The sequence below is a fragment of the Streptomyces zaomyceticus genome, assembly GCF_014656215.1.
GTDB lineage: Bacteria > Actinomycetota > Actinomycetes > Streptomycetales > Streptomycetaceae > Streptomyces > Streptomyces zaomyceticus.
On sequence record NZ_BNBZ01000003.1, the window covers coordinates 385,307 to 405,362 of the forward strand.

Below are 20,056 nucleotides of genomic sequence, written 5' to 3' on the forward strand. Positions count from 1 at the left end.
GGTCCTGTCCCCCTGCCCAGTGGCTGAGACGCGTGCCCGTTTTGTCGGGCGCCGATCTTCATCCGTTCGAGTGGTGTTACCCTCTGGCCCGTTTCAATAGAACACAGTCGAACACAGGGGTGGGCGTGACGCAGAGGCACCGCAGGGACCGCAAGAAGAAACGACTCTTGTACGGAGCGGCGGCGGCCGTCGTCGCCACGGCCACGATCGGCACCATCGCGGTCGCGTCACCGGGCCTCCTCGGCGCGGGCGACCCGCCCGCGGGTGACCCTTCCCTCCAGACCCAGTTCGCAAACGCGGCGCGCGAGTTCGACGTGCCGCAGAGCGTGCTGATGGCGGTGTCGTACCAGCGGACGTTGTGGGAGTCCCACGACGGCGAACCCAGCACCACGGGCGCGTACAACGTCATGGGTCTGACGAAGGTGGACCCGGAGGACGTCGAGAACGAGGTCACCGACGAGCAGGTCCAGCACTACAACGGCAGTGGCCGCCCGGAGATCGAGAAGAACTTCGACCCTCAGGCGGTCCGCCGCGTCCTGGCCAAGGCGACCGTCGACACCGACGACCCGCGGCTGCACACCGTGGAGAAGGCCGCCGAGCTGATCGACAGCTCCGCCGAGGCCGTCCAGAACGACACCAACGCCTCCATCCGGGCCGGTGCGGCACTGCTCGCCGAGTACCAGAAGCAGGCCGGGGCCGAGCTGTCCGAGGATCCGGGCGACTGGTACCCGGCGGTTGCCCGCTTCAGCGAGTCGACGCAGAAGAAGGGCGCCGACGTCTTCGCGAAGCGCGTCTTCGAGTCGATCAAGACGGGCGAACGGGAGCTCACCCTCGACGGCGAGCAGGTCGTCCTGCCCGCCACTCCCGCGGTCGACCCGGTCAAGCCGGCGAACGTACCGCTCGCCGCGACCGCCGCGAGCACGACGGCGACGACCGCGACCGTCGAATGCCCGACCACGGTGAACTGCGAGCCCAAGTTCATCGTCCCCACGTCCACGGGGCAGAAGAACTTCTCCGTGGCCAGCCGCCCCGCCGACGGCGTCGACGTTCGCCAGATCGTCATCCACGACACCGAGGGCCCCTGGGACGGCTCGCTCGAAGCGCTCACCAGGCCGACGGCCGCGGTCAGTGCTCACTACCTGATCAGCGAGAAGGGCGACCGGGTCGCCCAGATGGTGGAGACCAAGGACCTGGCGTGGCACGCCGGCAACTGGACCCACAACATGCACTCCATCGGCGTGGAGCACGAGGGCTGGGCCATCAAGGAGGGCAAGTGGTTCGACCCTCAGCTGTACCGCACCTCCGCCGAGCTGGTGAAGTTCCTGGCGAAGCGGCACAACGTGCCGCTCGACCGTGAGCACATCATCGGCCACGACGAGGTCGCGCTCGCGCTCGACAACAAGATGGCCAACCTCCACTGGGACGCGGGTCCGTACTGGGACTGGAACTACTACATGTCGCTCCTGGGCGCCCCGCAGGGCGACCAGGGCGCGGGCGGCCTGCTGCGCGCCGGGCAGACGGTCCGGGTCGTGCCGCCGTTCACCACGGCGAACCAGCAGGCGATGACGTACTACGACGACGCGACCAAGACGAATCTCACCGCGTCCGCCCGACCGGTGAACTTCGGGTACCTCTACACCGACGCGTCGACCGGCTCGGCTCCCCTCACCGACCCGTACTTCTCGGCCCTCTCGACACAGGGATCGAACTACGCCAACAAGGTTCGTGCCGGCGGCCTCTACGTCGTGGCCGAGGCCCGGTCCGACTGGACGGCGATCTGGTACGCGGGCAAGAAGGCCTGGTTCCAGAACCCGGGCGGCCAGTACACCGTGCCGGTGAACGCCACGACCGTGAAGGTCAAGTCCGACCTGGCCTCGGCCAAGGTCTTCGGCCGTACGTTCCCCGAGACCGCCGCCTACACCGCCGCCGGGCTGACCCCGCCGGGCGACGAGAACAACTCCCTGACGAAGTTCTCGCTCTCCTCCGACCAGGCGTACGTCAAGGCCGGACCTGCCGTCGCGGGCGACGACTACTTCGGTTCCGCCCAGAAGAACGTCATCGGCAGCACGATGTTCGTGCCGATCCGCTTCCACCACAAGATCGTCTGGGTGAAGCAGAGCGACATCGTGGAGGCGCCCGCCGCCGCCCCCGTCCGCGCCGACAACCGCTACAACCTCCTCGCCCGGGACACCTCCGGTGTCCTCTGGCAGTACCAGGGCACCGGCACCGGCGCGTTCCTGAGCCGGTTCCGGGTCGGTGGCGGGTGGCAGGTCTACAACGCCATCACCCCGATGACCGCGCTGCGCGCCGACGCCGTCGGTGACGCTGTCGCCCGGGACGCCTCCGGTGTCCTCTGGTACTACCAGGCCAGCGGCAACCCGGCGGCGCCCTTCAAGGCGCGGCTGCGGACCGGTGGCGGCTGGAGCATCTACGACCAGATCATCGGCGTCCGCGACCTGACCGGGGACGGCAAGCCGGACCTGATCGCCCGCGAGAAGTCGGGTGTCATCTGGCTGTACAAGGGCACGGGCACCCCGGGCACGCCGTTCGCCACCCGGGTGAAGGTCGGCACCGGCTGGCAGATCTACAACAACATCGTCAGCACCGGTGACCTGACCTCGGACGGCAAGGCGGACCTGATCGGCCGCGACAGCACGGGCACGCTCTGGCTGTACAAGGGCACCGGCAGCGCCACCGCCCCGTACGCCGCGCGCGTCAAGGTGGGCAACGGCTGGCAGATCTACAACAACGTCGTCGGCCCGAGCGACCTCACCGGTGACGGCAAGGTCGACTTCGTGGCGCGTGACGCCGCCGGGGCGATGTGGCTGTACAGGGGCACCGGCAGCGCGACCGCCCCGTACGCCGCGCGCGTGCAGGTCGGCCCGGGCTGGCAGATCTACAACCTGATCTTCTGATCCAACAGATCACACGGATCCCTCGGCCGAGCAGTTCGTCGGCCACTCGGGGCCCGGCTCGCACCGTCCACGGTGCGGACCGGGCCCCGTTCCCGTGCCGGTTGGGTTACAGTGCTCGCATGTTCGCGCCTCAGATCCAGAACTGGTGGTGGACCGCTCATCCGGCGGCCCACTGATTGCGCGTACACCGAAAAGACGCCAAGGCCGCCCCGAGGGGCGGCCTTTCTCGTGCCCGGGCCGTTCCTCTCCGCACACCAACGGAAGGAACGAACGCCCCATGGACCTCTCCCGTCTCCTCGACCCCACCACCCCGCCCTTCGCCCTCATCCGGCGCCGCACCCCCGGCCGTGACCACGACACCGTCGAGGTGCTGATCGGCCGGGTCCACGAGGCCGAGCGCCTCGCGGAGCTGCCCGTGGGCCCGCTGCCGACGCTCGCCCTCGTGCCCTTCCGGCAGATCCGGGAGCGCGGCTTCGACGTGCGCGACGACGGCACCCCGCTCTCCGTCCTGGCCGCCGAGGAGGCGTACGAGCTGCCGCTCGCCGAAGCCCTCGATCAGCTTCCGGCGCATGACGTGACCGTCGAGGGCGGCGGGTTCGACGTCTCCGACGAGGAGTACGCGGGGATCGTGCGGCGGGTCATCGACGAGGAGATCGGATCCGGCGAGGGCGCGAACTTCGTGATCCGCCGCACCTACACCGGGGAGATCCCGGGTTTCGGGCGCGCCGACGCGCTCGCCCTCTTCCGGCGGCTGCTGGCCGACGAGCGGGGCGCGTACTGGACCTTCGTGGTGCACACCGGTGACCGGACGCTGGTCGGGGCGAGCCCCGAGGTGCACGTCCGCATGTCGGGCGGCACGGTCGTCATGAACCCGATCAGCGGCACGTACCGCTACCCGGCCGGGGCGGCCCCGACCACCGAGGGTCTGCTCGCCTTCCTCGCCGACCGCAAGGAGACCGAGGAGCTGTCGATGGTGGTCGACGAGGAGCTCAAGATGATGTGCACGGTGGGTGACATGGGCGGGGCGGTGATCGGTCCGCGGCTGAAGGAGATGGCCCATCTCGCGCACACCGAGTACGAGTTGCGGGGCCGCTCGACCCTGGACGTGCGGGAGGTGTTGCGGGAGACGATGTTCGCGGCGACGGTGACCGGCTCGCCGGTGCAGAACGCGTGCCGGGTGATCGAGCGTCACGAGGTGGGCGGGCGCGGCTACTACGCGGGGGCCCTCGCCCTGCTCGGCACCGACGAGAACGGGGCGCAGACCCTGGACTCCCCCATCCTGATCCGTACGGCCGACATCGCCGCCGACGGCCGGCTCCGGGTCCCGGTCGGCGCCACGCTCGTCCGGCACTCCGACCCGGCGGGCGAGGTCGCGGAGACCCATGCGAAGGCGGCCGGGGTACTCACCGCGCTCGGGGTGCGGGAGGGCAGGCCGGCCGGAGGGACGGCGCCGGCGTCCGCGCCGCTCGCCGACGATCCCCGGGTGCGGGCCGCCCTGGACGCGCGCCGGGCCGACCTCGCGCCGTTCTGGCTGAAGATGCAGGTCCGGTCGGCCGACCTGGCGGGTCATGCCCTGGTGATCGACGCCGAGGACACCTTCACGGCGATGCTGGCGCACGTCCTGCGCTCCTCGGGCCTCGATGTGTCGGTGCTCCGGTACGACGAGCCGGGGCTGCGTGAGCTGGCGCTCGCCCACGAGGGGCCGGTGGTCCTCGGCCCCGGGCCCGGCAACCCCTCGGACGCGGCCGACCCGAAGATGCGTTTCCTGCGCGGTCTGACGGCCGAGCTGGTGCGGGACCACCGGCACGGGCTGCTCGGTGTCTGCCTCGGGCACGAGCTGATCGCCGCCGAGCTGGGCCTGGAGATCGTCCGCAAGCGGACCCCGTTCCAGGGCGCGCAGGTGCGGATCGACCTGTTCGGCCAGGAGCAGACGGTCGGCTTCTACAACAGCTTCACCGCCCGCTGCGACGAGCGGACGGCGACGGAACTGGCCCTGCACCGGATCGAGGTGAGCCGGGACGCGGAGAGCGGCGAGGTGCACGCGCTGCGCGGGCCGGGGTTCGCTGGGGTGCAGTTCCACCCTGAGTCGGTGCTGACGACGAACGGCGCGGGCCTGACGGCCTCGCTCCTCGCCGGCGTACTGGTCTGAGGGCTCCTCGCCGGCGTACTGGTCTGAGGAACGCGCCCCGGCTCCCGGGGCCTGCCGGTCGGGGGGACCGGTGGGCCCCGGGGCGCGGTCGTCGACCCGTCATCCGGGTACGCGGGGCACCAGGACGTTCTCGCTGCGCCGGCCGGCCGTGTAGTCGAGGACGTTCCGGACGGTGGTGTCGATGATCTGACCGACGGCGTCCTCGGTGTAGTACGCCTGGTGGGAGGTGACCACCACGTTCGGGAAGGTGACGAGCCGGGCCAGGGTGTCGTCCTCGACGACCTCCAGGGACTTGTCGAGGAAGAACAGCCCGGCCTCCGCCTCGTACACGTCGAGGCCGACACCGGCGAAGCGTCCGGCACGGAGTTCGGCGACCAGTGCCTCGGTGTCGATGAGCCCGCCGCGGCTGGAGTTCACCAGGATGGCGTCGTCCTTCATGGACTTGAGGGCGGTCGCGTCGAGGAGGTGCCGGGTGGCCGGGAGGAGCGGTACGTGCAGGCTGATCAGGTCGGCCTCGGCGAGGAGCCGCTCCTTCTCGACGTACTCCATGCCGAGTTCGACGCACGCGGGGTTCTCGGCGACGTCCCAGCCGAGGAGGTTCATGCCGAAGCCGTGGGCGATCCGGGTGAAGGCCTCGCCGATCTTGCCGGTGCCGAGGACGCCGACGGTGCGGCCCCGCAGGTCACGGCCCATCAGTCCGTCGAGGCGGAAGTCGAAGTCGCGGGTCCGGTTGGAGGCGCGGACGATCCTGCGGTTCACGGCGGTGGCGAGGGTCCAGGCGAACTCGGCGACGGAGTACGGCGAGTAGTACGAGACCCGGGCGACGGTGAGGCCGAGGCGCTCGGCGACCTCCAGGTCGATGTTGTTGAAGCCGGTGGAGCGCTGGGCGATCATCTGGGTTCCGCCGGCGGCGAGCGTCTGCAGGACCCGGTGGTCCAGGCTGGCGTTGACGCTGGTGGAGATGATCTCGTAGCCGGCCGCGATGGGAGCGGTGTCCTCGGAGAGGAAGACGCTCAGACAGCGGACCTCGTGGTGACCGGCGAAGGCCGCCTCGATCAGGGGCTTCTCGTCCGCCTGCACCCCGAATGCCAGGATTTCCACGAGATTCCCCTCATGCCGGTGATGGGTCGTATGCTCGCACTTCTCGCGAATATACGACCCATCCCGCCGACGTGCCCGGCGCGCCGGGCGCGGCGGCACGCCCCGGAGCGGGCGTCAGGCGTCGTCGAGGCCGCGCTCGATGGCATACCGGACGAGCTCCACCCGGTTGTGCAGCTGGAGCTTGCCGAGGGTGTTCTGCACATGGTTCTGCACCGTGCGGTGCGAGATGACCAGGCGCTCGGCGATCTGCTTGTAGCTGAGCCCCTTGGCGACCAGCCGCAGGACCTCGGTCTCGCGCTCGGTCAGCTGCGGGGCCTTCGGCTCGTCGGCGCCGGCCGCCGGGGCGGGCTCGGAGGCCAGCCTGCGGTACTCGCCGAGGACCAGTCCGGCGAGGCCGGGGGTGAAGACGGGGTCGCCGACCGCCGTCCGCCGCACGGCGTCGATCAGTTCCTCCGTACTGGCCGACTTGAGGAGGTAGCCGGTGGCGCCGGACTTCACCGCCTCCAGGACGTCGGCGTGCTCGCCGCTCGCCGAGAGGACCAGGACCCGCAGCCCGGGGCGACCGCCCACGAGCTCCTTGCAGACCTGGACACCCGGCTTCACCGGCAGGTTCAGGTCCAGGACGAGGACGTCGGGCAGCACCGCGAGGGCACGGCGCACCGCCTGCTCGCCGTCGCCCGCCGTGGCGACCACGTCCAGGCCCGCCTCGGCCAGGTCGCGGGCGACCGCGTCACGCCACATCGGGTGGTCGTCCACGACCATCACTCTGATCTGCTGCTGCTCGCTCATCTTCCTTGTCCTGCCTTCCCCCGGGGAACCTTCAACTCGACTTCCGTGCCCTGCCCGGGGACCGAGATCAGCTCGGCCGAGCCTCCCAGGTCCCGCAGTCTCCCCCGGATGGAGAGGGCGACGCCCATCCGGCCCTCGCCCCACGCCTCCGCGAGGCGGCCCTCCGGGATGCCGGGGCCGTCGTCCCGGACGGTGACGATCACCTCGTCCGGCCAGTCCTCGATCAGGATCCACGCGTTCGCGTCCTCCCCGGCGTGCACCCGCACATTGTCCAGGGCGGCTCCGACGGCGGCGGCCAGCTCGCGCGCGGAGGGCGGCAGCAGCAGGACGGGCGCGCCCGGCTCGGAGAGGGTGACCTTGGCCCCGGCGCGCGGGGCGAGGAGCAGCCGCAGGTCGACGGGGGTGTCGTCGTCGGGGTCCTCGTCGACCTCGACGACGCGGACGACGGCCCCCTCGGACTCGTCCTCGGAGACCAGGCTGGGCCGGGTGAGCCCGCCCGCGACGAGGGTGCGGAGCGCCACCTCCTGCTCCCCCGCCATCCGGCCGAGTTCGGCGGCCTCGCCACCGAGCGCCGTGCCACGCCGCTGCACCATGGCGAGGACCTGGAGGACGCTGTCGTGGATGTCGCGGGCGAGCCGCTCCCGCTCCCGGGTCGCGGCCTCGATCTCCAGGGCGCGGGCGAGGGTGCGCTCGGAGGCCCGGGCGACCTCGACGACGTATCCGATGGCGATGGAGGCCACACAGACGAGGAGGACGTTGTGGAGGGTGTCCCGGCTGGGGTGGCCGCGCTCGACGACATTGGCGACGGCGACGAGGGAGGAGGCCACGCCGGCCCAGCGCCAGCCGCCCTTGATCGCGTACGCGAGGACGGAGCCGGCGGTCCATATCGACGGCAGGGTGGGGCCCTCGATGCTCTGGGCGTGGGCGTCGGCGAGCGGGGTGAGGAGGACGCCGACGAGGGCGACGGTGATGTCGACGCCGAGGAAACGCTTGGTGCAGCTGGCCGCGTTCGCCACCTTGGGGAGGGTGGCGAGGTTCCAGACACACATCACCGACAGATAGGCGATGCCGATCCCGGGCCGTTCGTACCGGTCCATGCCGAAGGCGAACAGCAGGACGGCATAGACCATCGTCAGGACGCGGTAGCCGGTCAGCGCCCGCCACAGCGGCTGCTCGACCGACATGCGCACGACACGCTCGCGCTTGGCCATCTCCCCCACCCCCGGACGTCCCTCGCGGGACGCCTACGCGCCGGACTCTTCCCGAGCGGCGATCTCGGCCTTGACGGCCTCCTTGGCCGCCTTCTCCGCGTCCGCGATCTGCCGCTTGGCGGCGGTCGCGTAGATGTCGACGTACTCCTGGCCGGACAGCTTCATGATCTCGTACATGACCTCGTCGGTCACCGAACGGAGGATGAAGCGGTCCCCCTCCATGCCCTGGTAGCGGGTGAAGTCCAGCGGCTTGCCGATCCGGATCCCCGGACGCATCAGCTTGGGGACGACCTTGCCGGGCGGCTGGATCTTCTCGGTGTCGATCATGGCGACCGGGATCACGGGCGCACCGGTGGCCAGGGCCACGCGCGCGAGACCGCCGGGCTTGCCCCGGTAGAGGCGTCCGTCGGGAGAACGGGTGCCCTCGGGGTAGATCCCGAAGAGCCCGCCCTTCTCGATGACCTCGATGCCGGCCTTGATGGCCGCCTCGCCCGCGCCGCGGGCACCCGACCGGTCCACGGGAAGCTGACCGACGCCCTTGAAGAAGGCGGCGGTGAGCTTGCCCTTCACACCCGGCGAGGTGAAGTACTCGGCCTTGGCGATGAAGGTGACCTTGCGGTCGAGGACGGCGGGCAGGAAGAAGGAGTCGGAGAACGACAGGTGGTTGCTCGCCAGGATCGCGGGCCCGTCGGCGGGAATGTTCTCCAGACCCTCCACCCAGGGCCGGAAGGCAATCTTGAGGGAGCCTCCGAGGGAGAACTTCATTGCGCCGTAGATCAACTCGCCATGCCTTCCGTGTGCCGTGGCGACGACTTTATCCCGTACCGGCGTACGGCCCCCGCTACGGCCCTGGTCGGTGTCGGTCCGGTCGCGTACCGTTAAGGTCCTTCCCCATTTTCCGTCGCTTCGGCGCACCCGAAGGCACACCGAAGCAGCACGCGAAGCCGAGCGAACAGGAGACCCCGGTGCCGGTCCTTCCCGGAGCCGAGCCGTACCGCCACGAGGGCGGAGAGGTCGGCGTCCTTCTCTGTCACGGATTCACCGGTTCCCCGCAGTCACTGCGCCCGTGGGCCGAGTATCTCGCCGGGCGCGGGCTGACGGTGTCGCTGCCGCTGCTGCCCGGCCACGGCACTCGCTGGGAGGACATGCAGCTCACCACCTGGCACGACTGGTACGCGGAGGTGGACCGGGCCCTGCGCGAGCTCCTGGAGCGGTGCGAGACCGTCTTCGTCTTCGGCCTCTCCATGGGCGGGGCGCTGACGCTGCGGCTCGCCGCCCGGTTCGGGGACTCCGTGAAGGGCATCGTCCTGGTCAACCCGGGGAACAAGGTGCACGGCCTGGCGGCACACGCGCTGCCGGTCGCCCGTCATCTGGTCCCCTCGACCAAGGGCATCGCCAGCGACATCGCCAAGGAAGGCGTGACCGAGGTCGGCTACGACCGCGTGCCGCTGCACGCCGCGCACTCCCTGCGGCAGTTCTTCCGGACCGTGGACGCGGAGCTTCCGCAGGTCACGCAGCCGGTGGTGCTGCTCCACAGCCCCCAGGACCATGTCGTGCCGCCGGTCGACTCGGCCCGGATCCTCTCCCGTATCTCCTCGACGGACGTCAAGGAGATCCTGCTGGAACAGAGCTACCACGTCGCGACGTTGGACCATGACGCGGAGCGGATCTTCGACGAGAGCCTGGCCTTCGTCGAGCGTCTCGCCCCGGGGCTGGTCGACGAAAAGGGGAGCAGGAGCGGTGGCTGAGCAGCAGGACGGCGGCGAGCGGGAGCCGCAGCCCATCGACGAGGAGGCGGCCTGGGCCGCGATCGTCGCGGGGTACGGCGAGGAGCCGGTGGACCCGCCGGGGGCGAAGCCCTACCGGACCGTCGAGAACCTGTCGCTGCCGGAGCCGGAGGACGAGGACGGGGACGCCGGGGACGCCGGGGAGGTCCGGCCGGTGAGGCCGGGACCGGCCTCCGGGAAGGGCACCCCCTGGAAGCCGAGGCCGGCGACCGGGGAGACCCCGCCGGAGACCCCGGACGAGCCCGCGGCCGACACGTCCGCGGCCGCGGAGGAGCCGGAGGCCGGTCCCGAGCGGCCCGCGCTCGGGAGCTCCGTCGTCTTCGCGCCCGGCGTGCGCCCCGCCGGCCCCCGGGACTACTCGCCCGCGGAACCGGACGACGACTCCCCCGGCGGCTCCGACGAGGGCCACTTCGTCCCGCCGGAGCCGCCCCCGCTGCCCGAGACGGACGCGACGACCAGGTTCGCCTGGCTCGCCGTGGTCGGCGGCCCGGTCCTCATGCTGGTCGCCGTCCTGCTCCGGTGGGACATGACCTGGTGGCTGACGACGCTCTGCGTCGGTGGCTTCCTGGGCGGCTTCGCGACCCTGGTGGGACGCATGAAGCACGACGACGAAGATGACGACGGCTTCGACGACCCGGGCCGCGGCGCCGTCGTCTGAACCGTCCTACGACGCGGGGACGCGGACCGCCGCGAGCACCGGGAGGTGATCGGTGGCGGCCCGCAGATCCGCGGGATCGAGGTCCGTGGGCACCCCGCAGCCGAGGAACTCGACGCCCGGGGTCGCCAGGATCGCGTCGATCCGCTGATGCGGATCGACGGGGGTCGAGGTGTTCTCGCCTCCCCAGGGGCTGACCTCCCAGCCGTCCCGCAGTTCCTTCGCCAGCCGCCGGAAGGCGGGGCCCTCGGGCCGTTCGTTGAGGTCGCCGGCGACCAGGGTGTACGGGGTCCCCAGGGCGGCCACCCGGTCGAGGACCATGCCGGCCTGGGCGTACCGCTCCTCCTTCCGCAGGCTCAGATGACAGCTGACGAGTCCGACCCGGGCCCCGGCGAAACGGACGACGGCGGTCGCCAGACCACGCCGGTGCAGACCGGGGGTGAGCGGCAGCAGCACGTCCTCGGTGCGCTCCACGGTGGCCCGCAGGGAGCAGAGCAGCAGGGGCCCCGCCGCGGTGGCACCGCCGCTCAGGACGAGGAGCTCGCTCTTCGCGGCGAGCCGGGCGGCGTGCTTGCGCCAGCGGAAGAAACGCGGGGCCTCCTGGACGAAGACGATGTCCGGGGCGCAGGCCCGGATCACCCGGGCCAGGGCGTCCTCGTCGTCGCGCATCGAGCGCACGTTGTAGCTGAGGACCCGGAGGACGGCCGAACCGTCCGCCTCGGTGCGGGAGTTGGGCAGCTCACTGATCGCCATGGCACGTAACGTACGGCAACCGCCCGCCGCGTCCGTGTGAGACGCGACGGGCGGTCGCCGTATGCCTTGCTCATGCCTTCGTACGCAGGCCTTCGCATGCGGGCCTTCGCGGGCGGACCCTCCGGTGCGCCGGGCCCTCGTGCGCCGGACCTTCGTGCGCAAGCCTTCGTACGCAGGCCGTCGTGCGCCGGGATCTCCGTGCGGAGGTCCTCGTGCGGGATCCTCAGCCCTGGCGGGCCAGGTCCGCCGCGCCGACCAGTCCGGCCTTGTTGCCGAGCTGGGCCGCGAGGACCTGGGCGTGCGGGCGCCACTGGCCGCCGATCAGCCAGCGCCGGAAGGACTTCCGGATCGGGTCGAGGACGAGATCGCCCTCGTCCGAGACGCCGCCGCCGACGATGAACGCCGAGGGGTCGAAGAGCGAGGCCAGGTCCGCGAGACCGGCGCCCGCCCAGCGGGCCAGCTCGCGGAAGGAGTCGACGGCGACCGGGTCGCCGGCGCGGGCGGCCTGGCTGACGTGCCGGCCCTCGATGCCCTCGGGGGTGCCGTCACCGAGCCCGAGGAGGACCTCGGCGCGCTCGGGGGTGGCGTTGGCGCGCTGCTTGGCGTAGCGGACGAGCGCGCGACCGGAGGCGTACTGCTCCCAGCAGCCCTGGCTGCCGCAGCCGCACAGCAGACCGTCCGGGACGACCCGGATGTGGCCGAACTCGGCGGCCACGCCGAAGCGTCCGCGGCGCAGCTTGTTGCCGATGATGATGCCGCCGCCGAGGCCGGTGCCGAGGGTGATGCAGATGACGTCCTCGTGGCCCTGGCCCGCGCCGAACCTGTACTCGCCCCAGGCGGCCGCGTTGGCGTCGTTCTCGACGACGACGGGCAGGCCGACCCGCTGCTCGACCTTGTCCTTGAGCGGCTCGTGCCGCCAGTCGATGTTCGGCGCGAAGAGGACGGTGGCGCGCTTGTCGTCGACGTAGCCCGCCGCACCGATGCCGACGGCCTCGATCGAGTGGCCCTTGCCGGCCTCGGAGACGGCCGCGCAGATCGCGTCGACGATGCCCTCGGGGGTCGGCGGGGTGGGCACCTTGTGCGTGTCGAGGATGTTGCCCTCCTCGTCGACCACGCCGGCCGCGATCTTCGTGCCGCCGATGTCGACGCCGATGGTGAGTCCCATGTGTCCCTCAGTTTTCGGTCGAGCCCCGCTAGGGCCCACCGTACCCGAGGGGGACGGGCGTCCCGATCAGTCGAGGTCGATGTGCTGGCCGGTTCCCGGCCCTTCGTCGCCCTTGCGGTCGTCGCCGCTGCCGTCCTCGCCGTCCGCCCCGGGCTTGTTCCCGCGCTCCGCGCCGTCGGCCCCGGCCTTGTCCTCGTGCTCGTCGGCGCGCGGCCCGTCCGCGTCCCGGCGCGGGTCCGCCGGGTCGTCGGGAGTGACCTTCTCGCCGCGCGTCCAGCGACTCTCGTGGCTCTCGACGGCGGAACGGTAGGCGGCTAGCAGCTCGCTGCCGGCGGCCGCGAGGTGGTCGAAGACCTGCGGATTGCGCTCGACGACGGGCTCGACGACGGCCTTCGCCTGGTTGACGAGCTGCTGCACGGCCTGCGCGGCCTGACCGCCGAGCAGCGGGTTCCCGAGGCCGCCGGAGACCTTGTCGGCGACGGCCTCGAAGAGCTTGCGGAACTCCTCGGCGGGAGATCCGGGCTCCGCACCGCGCTGCGCCCGGCGGCGGGCCTTCTCCGCCTGCAGGTCCTCGGCGCACGCCTTGGCCCAGGCATCCGAATCGCTCATGGCGTACTCCTCAGTGGCTTGTACTTCGACGGTACACGCCCGCTCAGGAGGTACGGGGCCAGAGGCCGGGGTCGGGCGTGAAGCGCACCCGGAGGTCCCCCTCGACGAGTCCGGCGCCGGTGACGGTGCAGCGGCGCAGGGCGGCCGGCAGGGGCACGTTGCGGCGGAAGGATCCGACGGTGAGAAGCAGTTCGTCACCTCTGCGGACGAGGGACAGCTCCTCCTTGACGGCCCCGGGGAGCCCGATGTGCCACACCAGGACACCGTCCGCCTCCCGCCGGTCCTCGACCGTCCACTCCGGTACGGGCTCGGGCCGGGCGGCCGGCCGGGCGGGAGCGAGGAGCGCGAGGTCCTCCGGCCCGCGCGGATCCCGGCCGAGGTGCGGAAGCTCGTCGAGGACGTCGCCGGCGGAACGGAGCTCCGCCAGGTGCCGGTGCTGCTGGGTGGTGAGTCCGGCCAGCCAGGGGTCCTCGGAATCGGCCGGCAGCAGCCGGTTGGCGACGACGGCGTCGAGGGAGAGGCCCTGGAGGGCGAGGCCGAGCCGGGCGGTGCGCAGGGCGCGGACGGCCGCGGGGCCCGGTTCGAGGACGAGCCGGACCGAGGTGGTGGGGGACTCGACCACGGCCTGGACGGCGGCGAGCTCGGCCTCCCAGCGCGCGGTGGTCTCGTACAGCCACTGCGCGGGCATGGGGACCCCGGCGAGCTGGGCCAGCATCGGGCGCAGGGCGCGGGCGGCCTGCCGTTCCGGGGGCAGGAGGCGGCGCAGATAGCGGCGGAGCTGCTCGGGCAGGGCGAGGACGGCGAGGGCCTCGGCGAGCGGCGGCAGATCGACGACGGCGAGGTCGTGCCCGCCCTCGGCGGCGTCGCGCAGGGAACGGAGCAGGGCGAACTGGCGGCTGCCGGGGAGTTCGGTGAGCTCGGCGTCCTCGAAGGGCAGGGCGCCCAGAAGGTCCAGGGCGGTGGAGGAACGGGCCTGGAGCGCGAGGAACTCGCGGCGGAAGTCGGCGGCCGGCGCGGGGCGCAGAACCTTGAGGCCGCCCTCGCCCGGGAGCGGGTCGGCGTCCTCCGAGACGAGCAGGACCCGGCGGCCCGCCCGCGCCTCGGCGAGGGCGGTGGCGGCGGCGACGGTGGTGCGTCCGGCGCCGCCGAGGCCGGTGACAAGGATGATCCGCATGCGAAGGACGTTACCGGTCCCCTCGAAGGCCCCGGTTTCCTCCCCCGGACTCCGCCCGGGGGACCTCGGGGCGGAACGTCGGGTCGCGACGGCGCGCCTGCCCACCACGTTGTGGGCAACTGTTCCTCCCCCAGACGCCGTCCGGGGCCCCCAGGGCGGAACGGGAGGGGCGCGACGGCCTCCGCCCACCCCGTTGTGGGCATTCGTTCCGCTGGGGCGGAACGGGTGGGCACAACGGACGTCGCCCCTGCCGGGCGGTCAGGCTTCCGAGCCTGGACCCGCACCCGTTGTGCGCCGAACCACGGGTGCGGGTCAAGGCCCAGGGGTGGACGCGCCGCCAAAGGGCGCCGTCCCGTGTGCCCACCCGTCCCGCCCCGCGGGACGATTGCCCACACGGCAGTGCGGGCGGGCCGCGGCCCGCACGGCGGAAGCGCGGGACCGCATCGCGGTGGTGGCTGTGCAGGGGAGCGCGGTCATCGCGCCCCCTGGGGAACAGCCCCGCCGCACGCACCGCGGCAGGCCGTGCGCGACGCCCAACCGCGGCGCTCAACCGAAGGCGCGCCGCCCGAGCTCGACGCTCAGGCGGCCTCGCGGCGCCCCGGCTCCCGCGGAAGCGCTACGCGCCCGACTCCACGCGCTTCTTCAGGCCCGCCAGCGCGCGGTCGATGATGACCTTCTCCGCCTTGCGCTTGATCATGCCGAGCATGGGGATCTTGACGTCGACGGTCAGCTGGTAGGTGACCTCGGTGCGGTCGCCGCCGCCGACCGCGGCAAGCCGGTAGGACCCGTCGAGGGAGCGGAGCATCTGGGACTTGACCAGGGTCCAGCTGACCTCGTCGGCACCGGTCCAGGTGTAGGCGAGGGTGTGGTCGTCCTTGATCGCCCCGGCGTCGAGGAGCAGCCGCACCTTCTCGGCGCGGCCGGCGCCGTCGGTCTCCAGGACCTCGGCCTCCTTCACCTCGCCGGTCCACTCCGGGTAGCGGGCGAAGTCGGCGATCACGCCCATGACGTCGGCCGGTGCCGCCTCGATGGTGATGCTCGAGCTGGTGTGTTCGGCCATCGTGGTGGCTCCTCCACTGTGCGGTCCGGCGGAAGTCAAGGGGCACAGACGTGCCGACGGAAGGCTATCGCGCCGCGGCGCGGGGCCCGTCACCACTCCAGTGCGAAGGGCCTGCCGGTCGAGGCGAAGTGGCCGACGTTCACGCACTCGGTCCCGGCGATCCGCATCCGCCGGGCGAGCGGCTGGTGGACGTGGCCGAAGAGGGCGTAGCGGGGCCGGGTGCGCCGGATCGCGTCGAGCAGGGCCCGGCTGCCGCGCTCGAAGCGGCGGGCGACGGTGTCGTACGTCAGCTCGGGCACCTCCGGCGGGATGTGGGAGCAGAGGACGTCGACGTCGCCGAGGGCTTCGACCTTCGCCGCGTACTCCTCGTCGGAGATCTCGTAGGGGGTGCGCATGGGGGTGCGCAGGCCGCCGCCGACGAAGCCGAAGACGAGGCCGCCGAGCTCGACCCGTTCGCCGTCGAGGACGGTCGTCCCGGGTCGGGCGAATTCGGGCCAGAACCGGGGGATGTCGACGTTCCCGAAGGTGGCGTACGTGGGGGTGGGGAAGGCGGCGAAGAGTTCGGTGTACTGACGGCGGACCGCGGCCTCGATGGCGGTCTCGCGGTCGACGTCGAGCTCGGCCCAGAGGCGTCGGCCCAGGTCACGGGCCTCGTCGAAGCGGCGGGCGGTGCGCAGTTCCACGAGCCGGTCGGCGTTCTCGACGCCGAAGAGGTCGGGGAAGATCCCGCGGCTGTGGTCGGCGTAGTCGAGGAAGAGGACCAGGTCCCCCAGGCATATGAGGGCGTCGGCCCCGTCCCCCGCCTTGGCGAGGTCTCCGGCGTTGCCGTGCACGTCACTGACCACATGGACTCGCATGGGCCCCACCTTAGGGGGTGTCACCTGCGGTTACTTCCGAGTCGGGAAACCTGTGGATTACTGTGCGCAGTGCACCGCCATACACGTGTGACGCACGGAACATCTGACCGGGACCCCCTATCGGGAACCGTCTACTGATGGGTAACGTCCGGGCAGTCCAGTCGTGCTCACCCCCACTGAGCACCTGCCAGTTCTTGGACTTCACCGGTGCATCACACAGAGCCGTGGCGCCGGCGCCCGATGAGGAGCAGCAGTCTTGCGCGAGTTCAGCCTTCCGGCCCTGTACGAGGTCCCCGCGGACGGCAACCTGACGGATCTCATCCGCCGCAACGCCTCCCAGCATCCAGACGTCGCCGTGATGGGCCGCAAGGTCGACGGGGCGTGGACCGATGTGACCGCCACCCAGTTCCTCGCGGAGGTCCGCGGGGCGGCCAAGGGGCTGATCGCGGCCGGTGTCGAGCCGGGCGACAGAGTCGCGCTGCTCTCCCGTACGCGCTACGAGTGGGTCCTCCTGGACTTCGCGATCTGGAGCGCGGGCGGCGTGACCGTGCCCGTGTACGAGACGAGCTCGCCGGAGCAGATCCAGTGGATCCTCGGCGACTCGGGCGCGGCCCTGGTGCTCGTGGAGAGCGCGGCGCACCAGGAGTCGGTGGAGTCCGTCCGGGCGGAGCTGCCGCAGCTCAAGGGTGTCTGGCAGATCGAGGACGACGCGGTCGCGCGGCTCACCGCCACCGGCGCGGACGTCTCCGACGAGCTGCTGGACGAGCGGATGTCGGCGGCGAACGCGGACGACCCGGCGACGATCGTCTACACCTCGGGTACGACGGGCCGCCCCAAGGGCTGTGTCCTGACCCACCGGGCCTTCTTCGCCGAGTGCGGCAACGTGGTGGCGCGGCTGAAGCCGCTCTTCCGTACCGGTGAGTGTTCGGTGCTGCTGTTCCTGCCCGCCGCGCACGTCTTCGGCCGGCTCGTCGAGGTCGCCTCCGTGATGGCGCCGATCCGCCTGGGCTGTGTGCCGGACATCAAGAACCTCACGGACGAGCTGGCCTCGTTCCGGCCGACGCTGATCCTGGGCGTGCCCCGGGTCTTCGAGAAGGTCTACAACTCGGCGCGCGCCAAGGCGCAGGCCGACGGCAAGGGCAAGATCTTCGACAAGGCCGCGCACACGGCGATCGCCTACAGCAGGGCGCTGAGCACCCCGCAGGGTCCGTCGTTCGGCCTCAAGCTGAAGCACAAGATCTTCGACAAGCTGGTCTTCAGCAAGCTGCGGGCGGTGCTCGGCGGGCGCGGTGAGTACGCGATCTCGGGCGGCGCGCCGCTGGGCGAGCGGCTCGGTCACTTCTTCCGGGGCATCGGCTTCACGGTCCTGGAGGGCTACGGCCTGACGGAGTCGTGCGCGGCGACGGCGTTCAACCCGTGGGACCGGCAGAAGATCGGCACGGTCGGTCAGCCGCTGCCGGGTTCGGTGGTGCGGATCGCCGACGACGGCGAGGTGCTGCTGCACGGCGAGCACATCTTCTCGCGGTACTGGAACAACGAGGCGGCGACGGCAGAGGCGCTGGCGGACGGCTGGTTCCACACGGGGGACATCGGCACCCTCGACGAGGACGGCTACCTGGCGATCACCGGTCGCAAGAAGGAGATCCTGGTGACGGCGGGCGGCAAGAACGTCGCCCCGGCGGTCATCGAGGACCGGATCCGGGCGCACGCGCTGGTCGCGGAGTGCATGGTGGTCGGCGACGGCCGGCCGTTCGTGGGCGCGCTCGTCACGATCGACGAGGAGTTCCTCGGCCGCTGGGCCTCCGAGCACGGCAAGCCGGCGGACTCGACGGCGGCCACCCTCCGGGACGACGCGGAGCTGATGGCCGAGGTCCAGCGCGCGATCGACGACGGCAACGCGGCGGTCTCCAAGGCGGAGTCGGTCCGCAAGTTCCGTATCCTGCCGGCCCAGTTCACCGAGGAGGCGGGCCACATCACGCCGTCCCTGAAGCTGAAGCGGAACGTGGTGGCGAAGGACTTCGCGGACGAGATCGAGGCGATCTACCGGGGCTGAGGCCCGCGGAGGGACGATCCGGCCGGAGGCCCGGGGCGACATCGCTCCGGGCCTCCGGCCGTTTCCGTACCCCCGCCCCCCAAATTCATTGAACGTGTTCAATTCCATGTGTCAGGATGCTCCCGTGAAGATCACGAGGGGAAACGCGCTCCGCGGGCTGCGGGGATACGGGGCCGTGGCGGCCCTGCTCATCACCCTGACCGGCTGCCTCGCCGGCCCGGCCCAGTACTACGGGGGGACGGGCGTCCACGACGCCACGGCGGCCGAGGCCGCCGGGGTCTGGGAGTCCGTCGAGGGCACCGCGATGACGCTGCGCCCGGACGGGACGGCGACCGTCACCCGGCTCGACGGCCGGGACTTCGACTTCGACGAGGGGTGGCGGCTCTCCGGCAAGGGGGCCTGGTCCCTCTTCGACACCCCCGACGGGCAGCGGCTGCGCCTGGAGCTCACCGCACGCGCCGGGGTCGACCGGCGGGCCGACGCCACCATGCCCCCGCCGGACGGCGGGGACCCGCCCACCACCTACAGCTGGCGCTTCTACGTGGACCGCGACGAGCGGCGCAGCCTCGTGCTGTTCTTCTTCGTCGGCGACCCCGACGCGGGCAGCACCTACGTCATGACCCGGCGGCCGACCGCTACAACAGCTCCTTGAGACGCTCCGCGAGGAGGTCCCAGCGCCACTTCTCCTCGACCCAGGCGCGGCCCCGCTCGCCCATGCGGGCGCGGAGCTCGGGGTCCAGGAGAAGGGTGCTGACGCGGTCCGCGGTGTCCTCGGCGGACTCGCCCCGGACGACCCAGCCCGTCTCGCCGTCGAGGACGGCGTCGGGGGCGCCGCCGGAGTCGCCCGCGACCACCGGGAGGCCGGTGGCCGAGGCCTCCAGGTAGACGATGCCGAGGCCCTCGACGTCGAGTCCGCCGCGGCGGGTGCGGCAGGGCATGGCGAAGACGTCGCCGGCACCGTAGTGGGCGGGCAGCTCGGACCAGGGGACGGCGCCGGTGAAGCGTACGGATCCGGCCACGCCGGTCTCGGCGGCGAGGCGGTGCAGGTCCTTCTCGTACGGGCCGCCGCCGACGATCAGCAGGACCGCGTCCGGCACCCGTCGCAGGATCCTGGGCATGGCCCTGATGAGGGTGTCCTGGCCCTTGCGCGGGACGAGCCGGGAGACACAGACGACCACCGGGCGGTCGCTGAGCCCGAGGCGGGCGCGGACCTCGGCGCCGCCCGAGTCGGGGTGGAAGGTCTTCTCGTCGACGCCGGGCGGGAGCTGCCTCATTCGACCGGCGGCGGCGGGCGTGAGGGCCGCGGCGATCCGGGAGCGGGTGTACTCGCCGAGGTAGGTGATCGTGTCCGTGCCCTCGCCGATCCGCCGCAGCAGCGCGCGGGAGACGGGCAGCTGGGCCCAGCCCGCCTCGTGCCCGTGCGTGGTGGCGACGAGCCGGCGGGCGCCCGCCCCGCGCAGCGCGGGGGCCATCAGACCGAGCGGGGCGGCCGCGCCGAACCACACGGACTCGCAGCCGTGCTCGCGCAGGAGCGCGGTGGCGCGGGCGGTGACCCGAGGAGTGGGCAGCAGCATGGTGGTGCGATCCCGGACGACCGTGAAAGGCTGTTCGGCGTCGAACGCGGCTGTCGCCTCGATCCCTTCGCGGCTGCGCTTCCAGGTGGAGGCGTAGACCACGATCTGTTCGGGATCCAGGCGGAGCGCCATGTTGTGCAGGAAGGCCTGGATTCCGCCGGGACGCGGCGGGAAGTCGTTGGTTACGATCAGGGTCTTGTGCAT

Annotated in this window: 18 protein-coding genes; 7 read left to right on the forward strand and 11 right to left on the reverse strand. The window is 71.9% G+C overall.

The genetic code is table 11. The features are described from left to right. Nucleotides 1–125: 125 nt before the first annotated feature. From IE311_RS06835 to IE311_RS06845, 3 genes are all read left to right on the forward strand, one after another. Nucleotides 126–2,915: an N-acetylmuramoyl-L-alanine amidase gene (locus IE311_RS06835; RefSeq protein ID WP_189830655.1), complete on the forward strand. Its 2,790-nt coding sequence runs from the start codon at nt 126–128 to the stop codon at nt 2,913–2,915. A gap of 119 nt (nt 2,916–3,034) precedes the next feature. Next, nucleotides 3,035–3,091, forward strand: a complete 57-nt coding sequence (locus tag IE311_RS37305; RefSeq protein ID WP_071892416.1) for a trp operon leader peptide — start codon at nt 3,035–3,037, stop codon at nt 3,089–3,091. Nucleotides 3,092–3,192: 101 nt separating this feature from the next. After that, a complete protein-coding gene (locus tag IE311_RS06845; RefSeq protein ID WP_189830657.1) occupies nt 3,193–5,064 on the forward strand; it encodes an anthranilate synthase family protein in 1,872 nt (623 codons plus the stop codon). Between the two features lie 99 nt (nt 5,065–5,163). Here IE311_RS06845 and IE311_RS06850 read toward each other — a convergent pair whose 3' ends face one another. From IE311_RS06850 to IE311_RS06865, 4 genes are all read right to left on the reverse strand, one after another. Beyond that, complete coding sequence (locus IE311_RS06850) at nt 5,164–6,165, reverse strand: 2-hydroxyacid dehydrogenase (protein WP_189830658.1); 1,002 nt, start codon at nt 6,163–6,165, stop codon at nt 5,164–5,166. Nucleotides 6,166–6,279: 114 nt separating this feature from the next. Next, the gene (locus IE311_RS06855; protein WP_189830659.1) at nt 6,280–6,954 is read right to left on the reverse strand and encodes a response regulator; all 675 of its coding nucleotides are present in this window, start codon (nt 6,952–6,954) and stop codon (nt 6,280–6,282) included. Further along, nucleotides 6,951–8,165: a MacS family sensor histidine kinase gene (gene macS, locus IE311_RS06860; protein ID WP_189830660.1), complete on the reverse strand. Its 1,215-nt coding sequence runs from the start codon at nt 8,163–8,165 to the stop codon at nt 6,951–6,953. The genes IE311_RS06855 and macS overlap by 4 nt, the downstream gene beginning before the upstream one ends. Nucleotides 8,166–8,198: 33 nt before the next feature. Continuing rightward, nucleotides 8,199–8,945, reverse strand: a complete 747-nt coding sequence (locus IE311_RS06865) for a lysophospholipid acyltransferase family protein (RefSeq protein ID WP_189830661.1) — start codon at nt 8,943–8,945, stop codon at nt 8,199–8,201. Between the two features lie 185 nt (nt 8,946–9,130). Between IE311_RS06865 and IE311_RS06870 the strand changes: the two genes are divergently transcribed. Next, the gene (locus tag IE311_RS06870; RefSeq protein ID WP_189830662.1) at nt 9,131–9,913 is read left to right on the forward strand and encodes an alpha/beta hydrolase; all 783 of its coding nucleotides are present in this window, start codon (nt 9,131–9,133) and stop codon (nt 9,911–9,913) included. Beyond that, nucleotides 9,906–10,610 carry an ICP22 family protein gene (locus IE311_RS06875; protein WP_189830663.1) on the forward strand — a complete coding sequence of 235 codons (705 nt, stop codon included), beginning with the start codon at nt 9,906–9,908 and terminating at the stop codon, nt 10,608–10,610. Before IE311_RS06870 ends, IE311_RS06875 begins: the two co-directional genes overlap by 8 nt. 6 nt (nt 10,611–10,616) lie before the next feature. Here IE311_RS06875 and IE311_RS06880 read toward each other — a convergent pair whose 3' ends face one another. The 6 genes from IE311_RS06880 to IE311_RS06905 all read right to left on the reverse strand — a co-directional run bounded on the left by IE311_RS06880 (nt 10,617) and on the right by IE311_RS06905 (nt 16,225). After that, nucleotides 10,617–11,360, reverse strand: a complete 744-nt coding sequence (locus IE311_RS06880) for an endonuclease/exonuclease/phosphatase family protein (protein ID WP_189830664.1) — start codon at nt 11,358–11,360, stop codon at nt 10,617–10,619. Nucleotides 11,361–11,583: 223 nt separating this feature from the next. After that, on the reverse strand, nt 11,584–12,525 hold the full coding sequence (locus IE311_RS06885) for an ROK family glucokinase (protein WP_189830665.1): 942 nt from the start codon (nt 12,523–12,525) through the stop codon (nt 11,584–11,586). 66 nt (nt 12,526–12,591) lie between these two features. Continuing rightward, nucleotides 12,592–13,134 (reverse strand): DUF5304 domain-containing protein, encoded by a 543-nt coding sequence (locus IE311_RS06890; RefSeq protein WP_189830666.1) that lies wholly within the window; start codon nt 13,132–13,134, stop codon nt 12,592–12,594. Nucleotides 13,135–13,177: 43 nt separating this feature from the next. Then, nucleotides 13,178–14,308, reverse strand: coding sequence for an ArsA family ATPase (locus tag IE311_RS06895; protein ID WP_189830667.1), 1,131 nt, complete (start codon nt 14,306–14,308; stop codon nt 13,178–13,180). 616 nt (nt 14,309–14,924) lie between these two features. Further along, a complete protein-coding gene (locus tag IE311_RS06900; protein ID WP_189830668.1) occupies nt 14,925–15,368 on the reverse strand; it encodes an SRPBCC family protein in 444 nt (147 codons plus the stop codon). 89 nt (nt 15,369–15,457) lie between these two features. Continuing rightward, nucleotides 15,458–16,225, reverse strand: a complete 768-nt coding sequence (locus IE311_RS06905) for a metallophosphoesterase family protein (RefSeq protein ID WP_189830669.1) — start codon at nt 16,223–16,225, stop codon at nt 15,458–15,460. A gap of 256 nt (nt 16,226–16,481) precedes the next feature. On the opposite strand from IE311_RS06905, the gene IE311_RS06910 reads away from it, so the two are divergent. Together IE311_RS06910 and IE311_RS06915 are read left to right on the forward strand one after the other, a co-directional pair. Next, the gene (locus IE311_RS06910) at nt 16,482–18,278 is read left to right on the forward strand and encodes an AMP-dependent synthetase/ligase (RefSeq protein WP_189830670.1); all 1,797 of its coding nucleotides are present in this window, start codon (nt 16,482–16,484) and stop codon (nt 18,276–18,278) included. 124 nt (nt 18,279–18,402) lie between these two features. After that, nucleotides 18,403–18,930: a hypothetical protein gene (locus tag IE311_RS06915; protein ID WP_229901758.1), complete on the forward strand. Its 528-nt coding sequence runs from the start codon at nt 18,403–18,405 to the stop codon at nt 18,928–18,930. On the opposite strand, the gene IE311_RS06920 is transcribed toward IE311_RS06915, so the two are convergent. After that, nucleotides 18,914–20,056 (reverse strand): glycosyltransferase family 4 protein, encoded by a 1,143-nt coding sequence (locus IE311_RS06920; RefSeq protein ID WP_189830671.1) that lies wholly within the window; start codon nt 20,054–20,056, stop codon nt 18,914–18,916. The two genes, IE311_RS06915 and IE311_RS06920, sit on opposite strands and share 17 nt — an antisense overlap.

Coding starts and splice junctions, on each gene's coding strand:
- IE311_RS06885 (WP_189830665.1), bottom strand. CDS start 12,525: ATGGGACTCACCATCGGCGTCGACATCGGCGGCACGAAGATCGCGGCC.
- IE311_RS06895 (WP_189830667.1), bottom strand. CDS start 14,308: ATGCGGATCATCCTTGTCACCGGCCTCGGCGGCGCCGGACGCACCACC.
- IE311_RS06845 (WP_189830657.1), top strand. CDS start 3,193: ATGGACCTCTCCCGTCTCCTCGACCCCACCACCCCGCCCTTCGCCCTC.
- IE311_RS06920 (WP_189830671.1), bottom strand. CDS start 20,056: ATGCACAAGACCCTGATCGTAACCAACGACTTCCCGCCGCGTCCCGGC.
- IE311_RS06905 (WP_189830669.1), bottom strand. CDS start 16,225: ATGCGAGTCCATGTGGTCAGTGACGTGCACGGCAACGCCGGAGACCTC.
- macS (WP_189830660.1), bottom strand. CDS start 8,165: ATGGCCAAGCGCGAGCGTGTCGTGCGCATGTCGGTCGAGCAGCCGCTG.
- IE311_RS06855 (WP_189830659.1), bottom strand. CDS start 6,954: ATGAGCGAGCAGCAGCAGATCAGAGTGATGGTCGTGGACGACCACCCG.
- IE311_RS06890 (WP_189830666.1), bottom strand. CDS start 13,134: ATGAGCGATTCGGATGCCTGGGCCAAGGCGTGCGCCGAGGACCTGCAG.
- IE311_RS06880 (WP_189830664.1), bottom strand. CDS start 11,360: ATGGCGATCAGTGAGCTGCCCAACTCCCGCACCGAGGCGGACGGTTCG.
- IE311_RS06900 (WP_189830668.1), bottom strand. CDS start 15,368: ATGGCCGAACACACCAGCTCGAGCATCACCATCGAGGCGGCACCGGCC.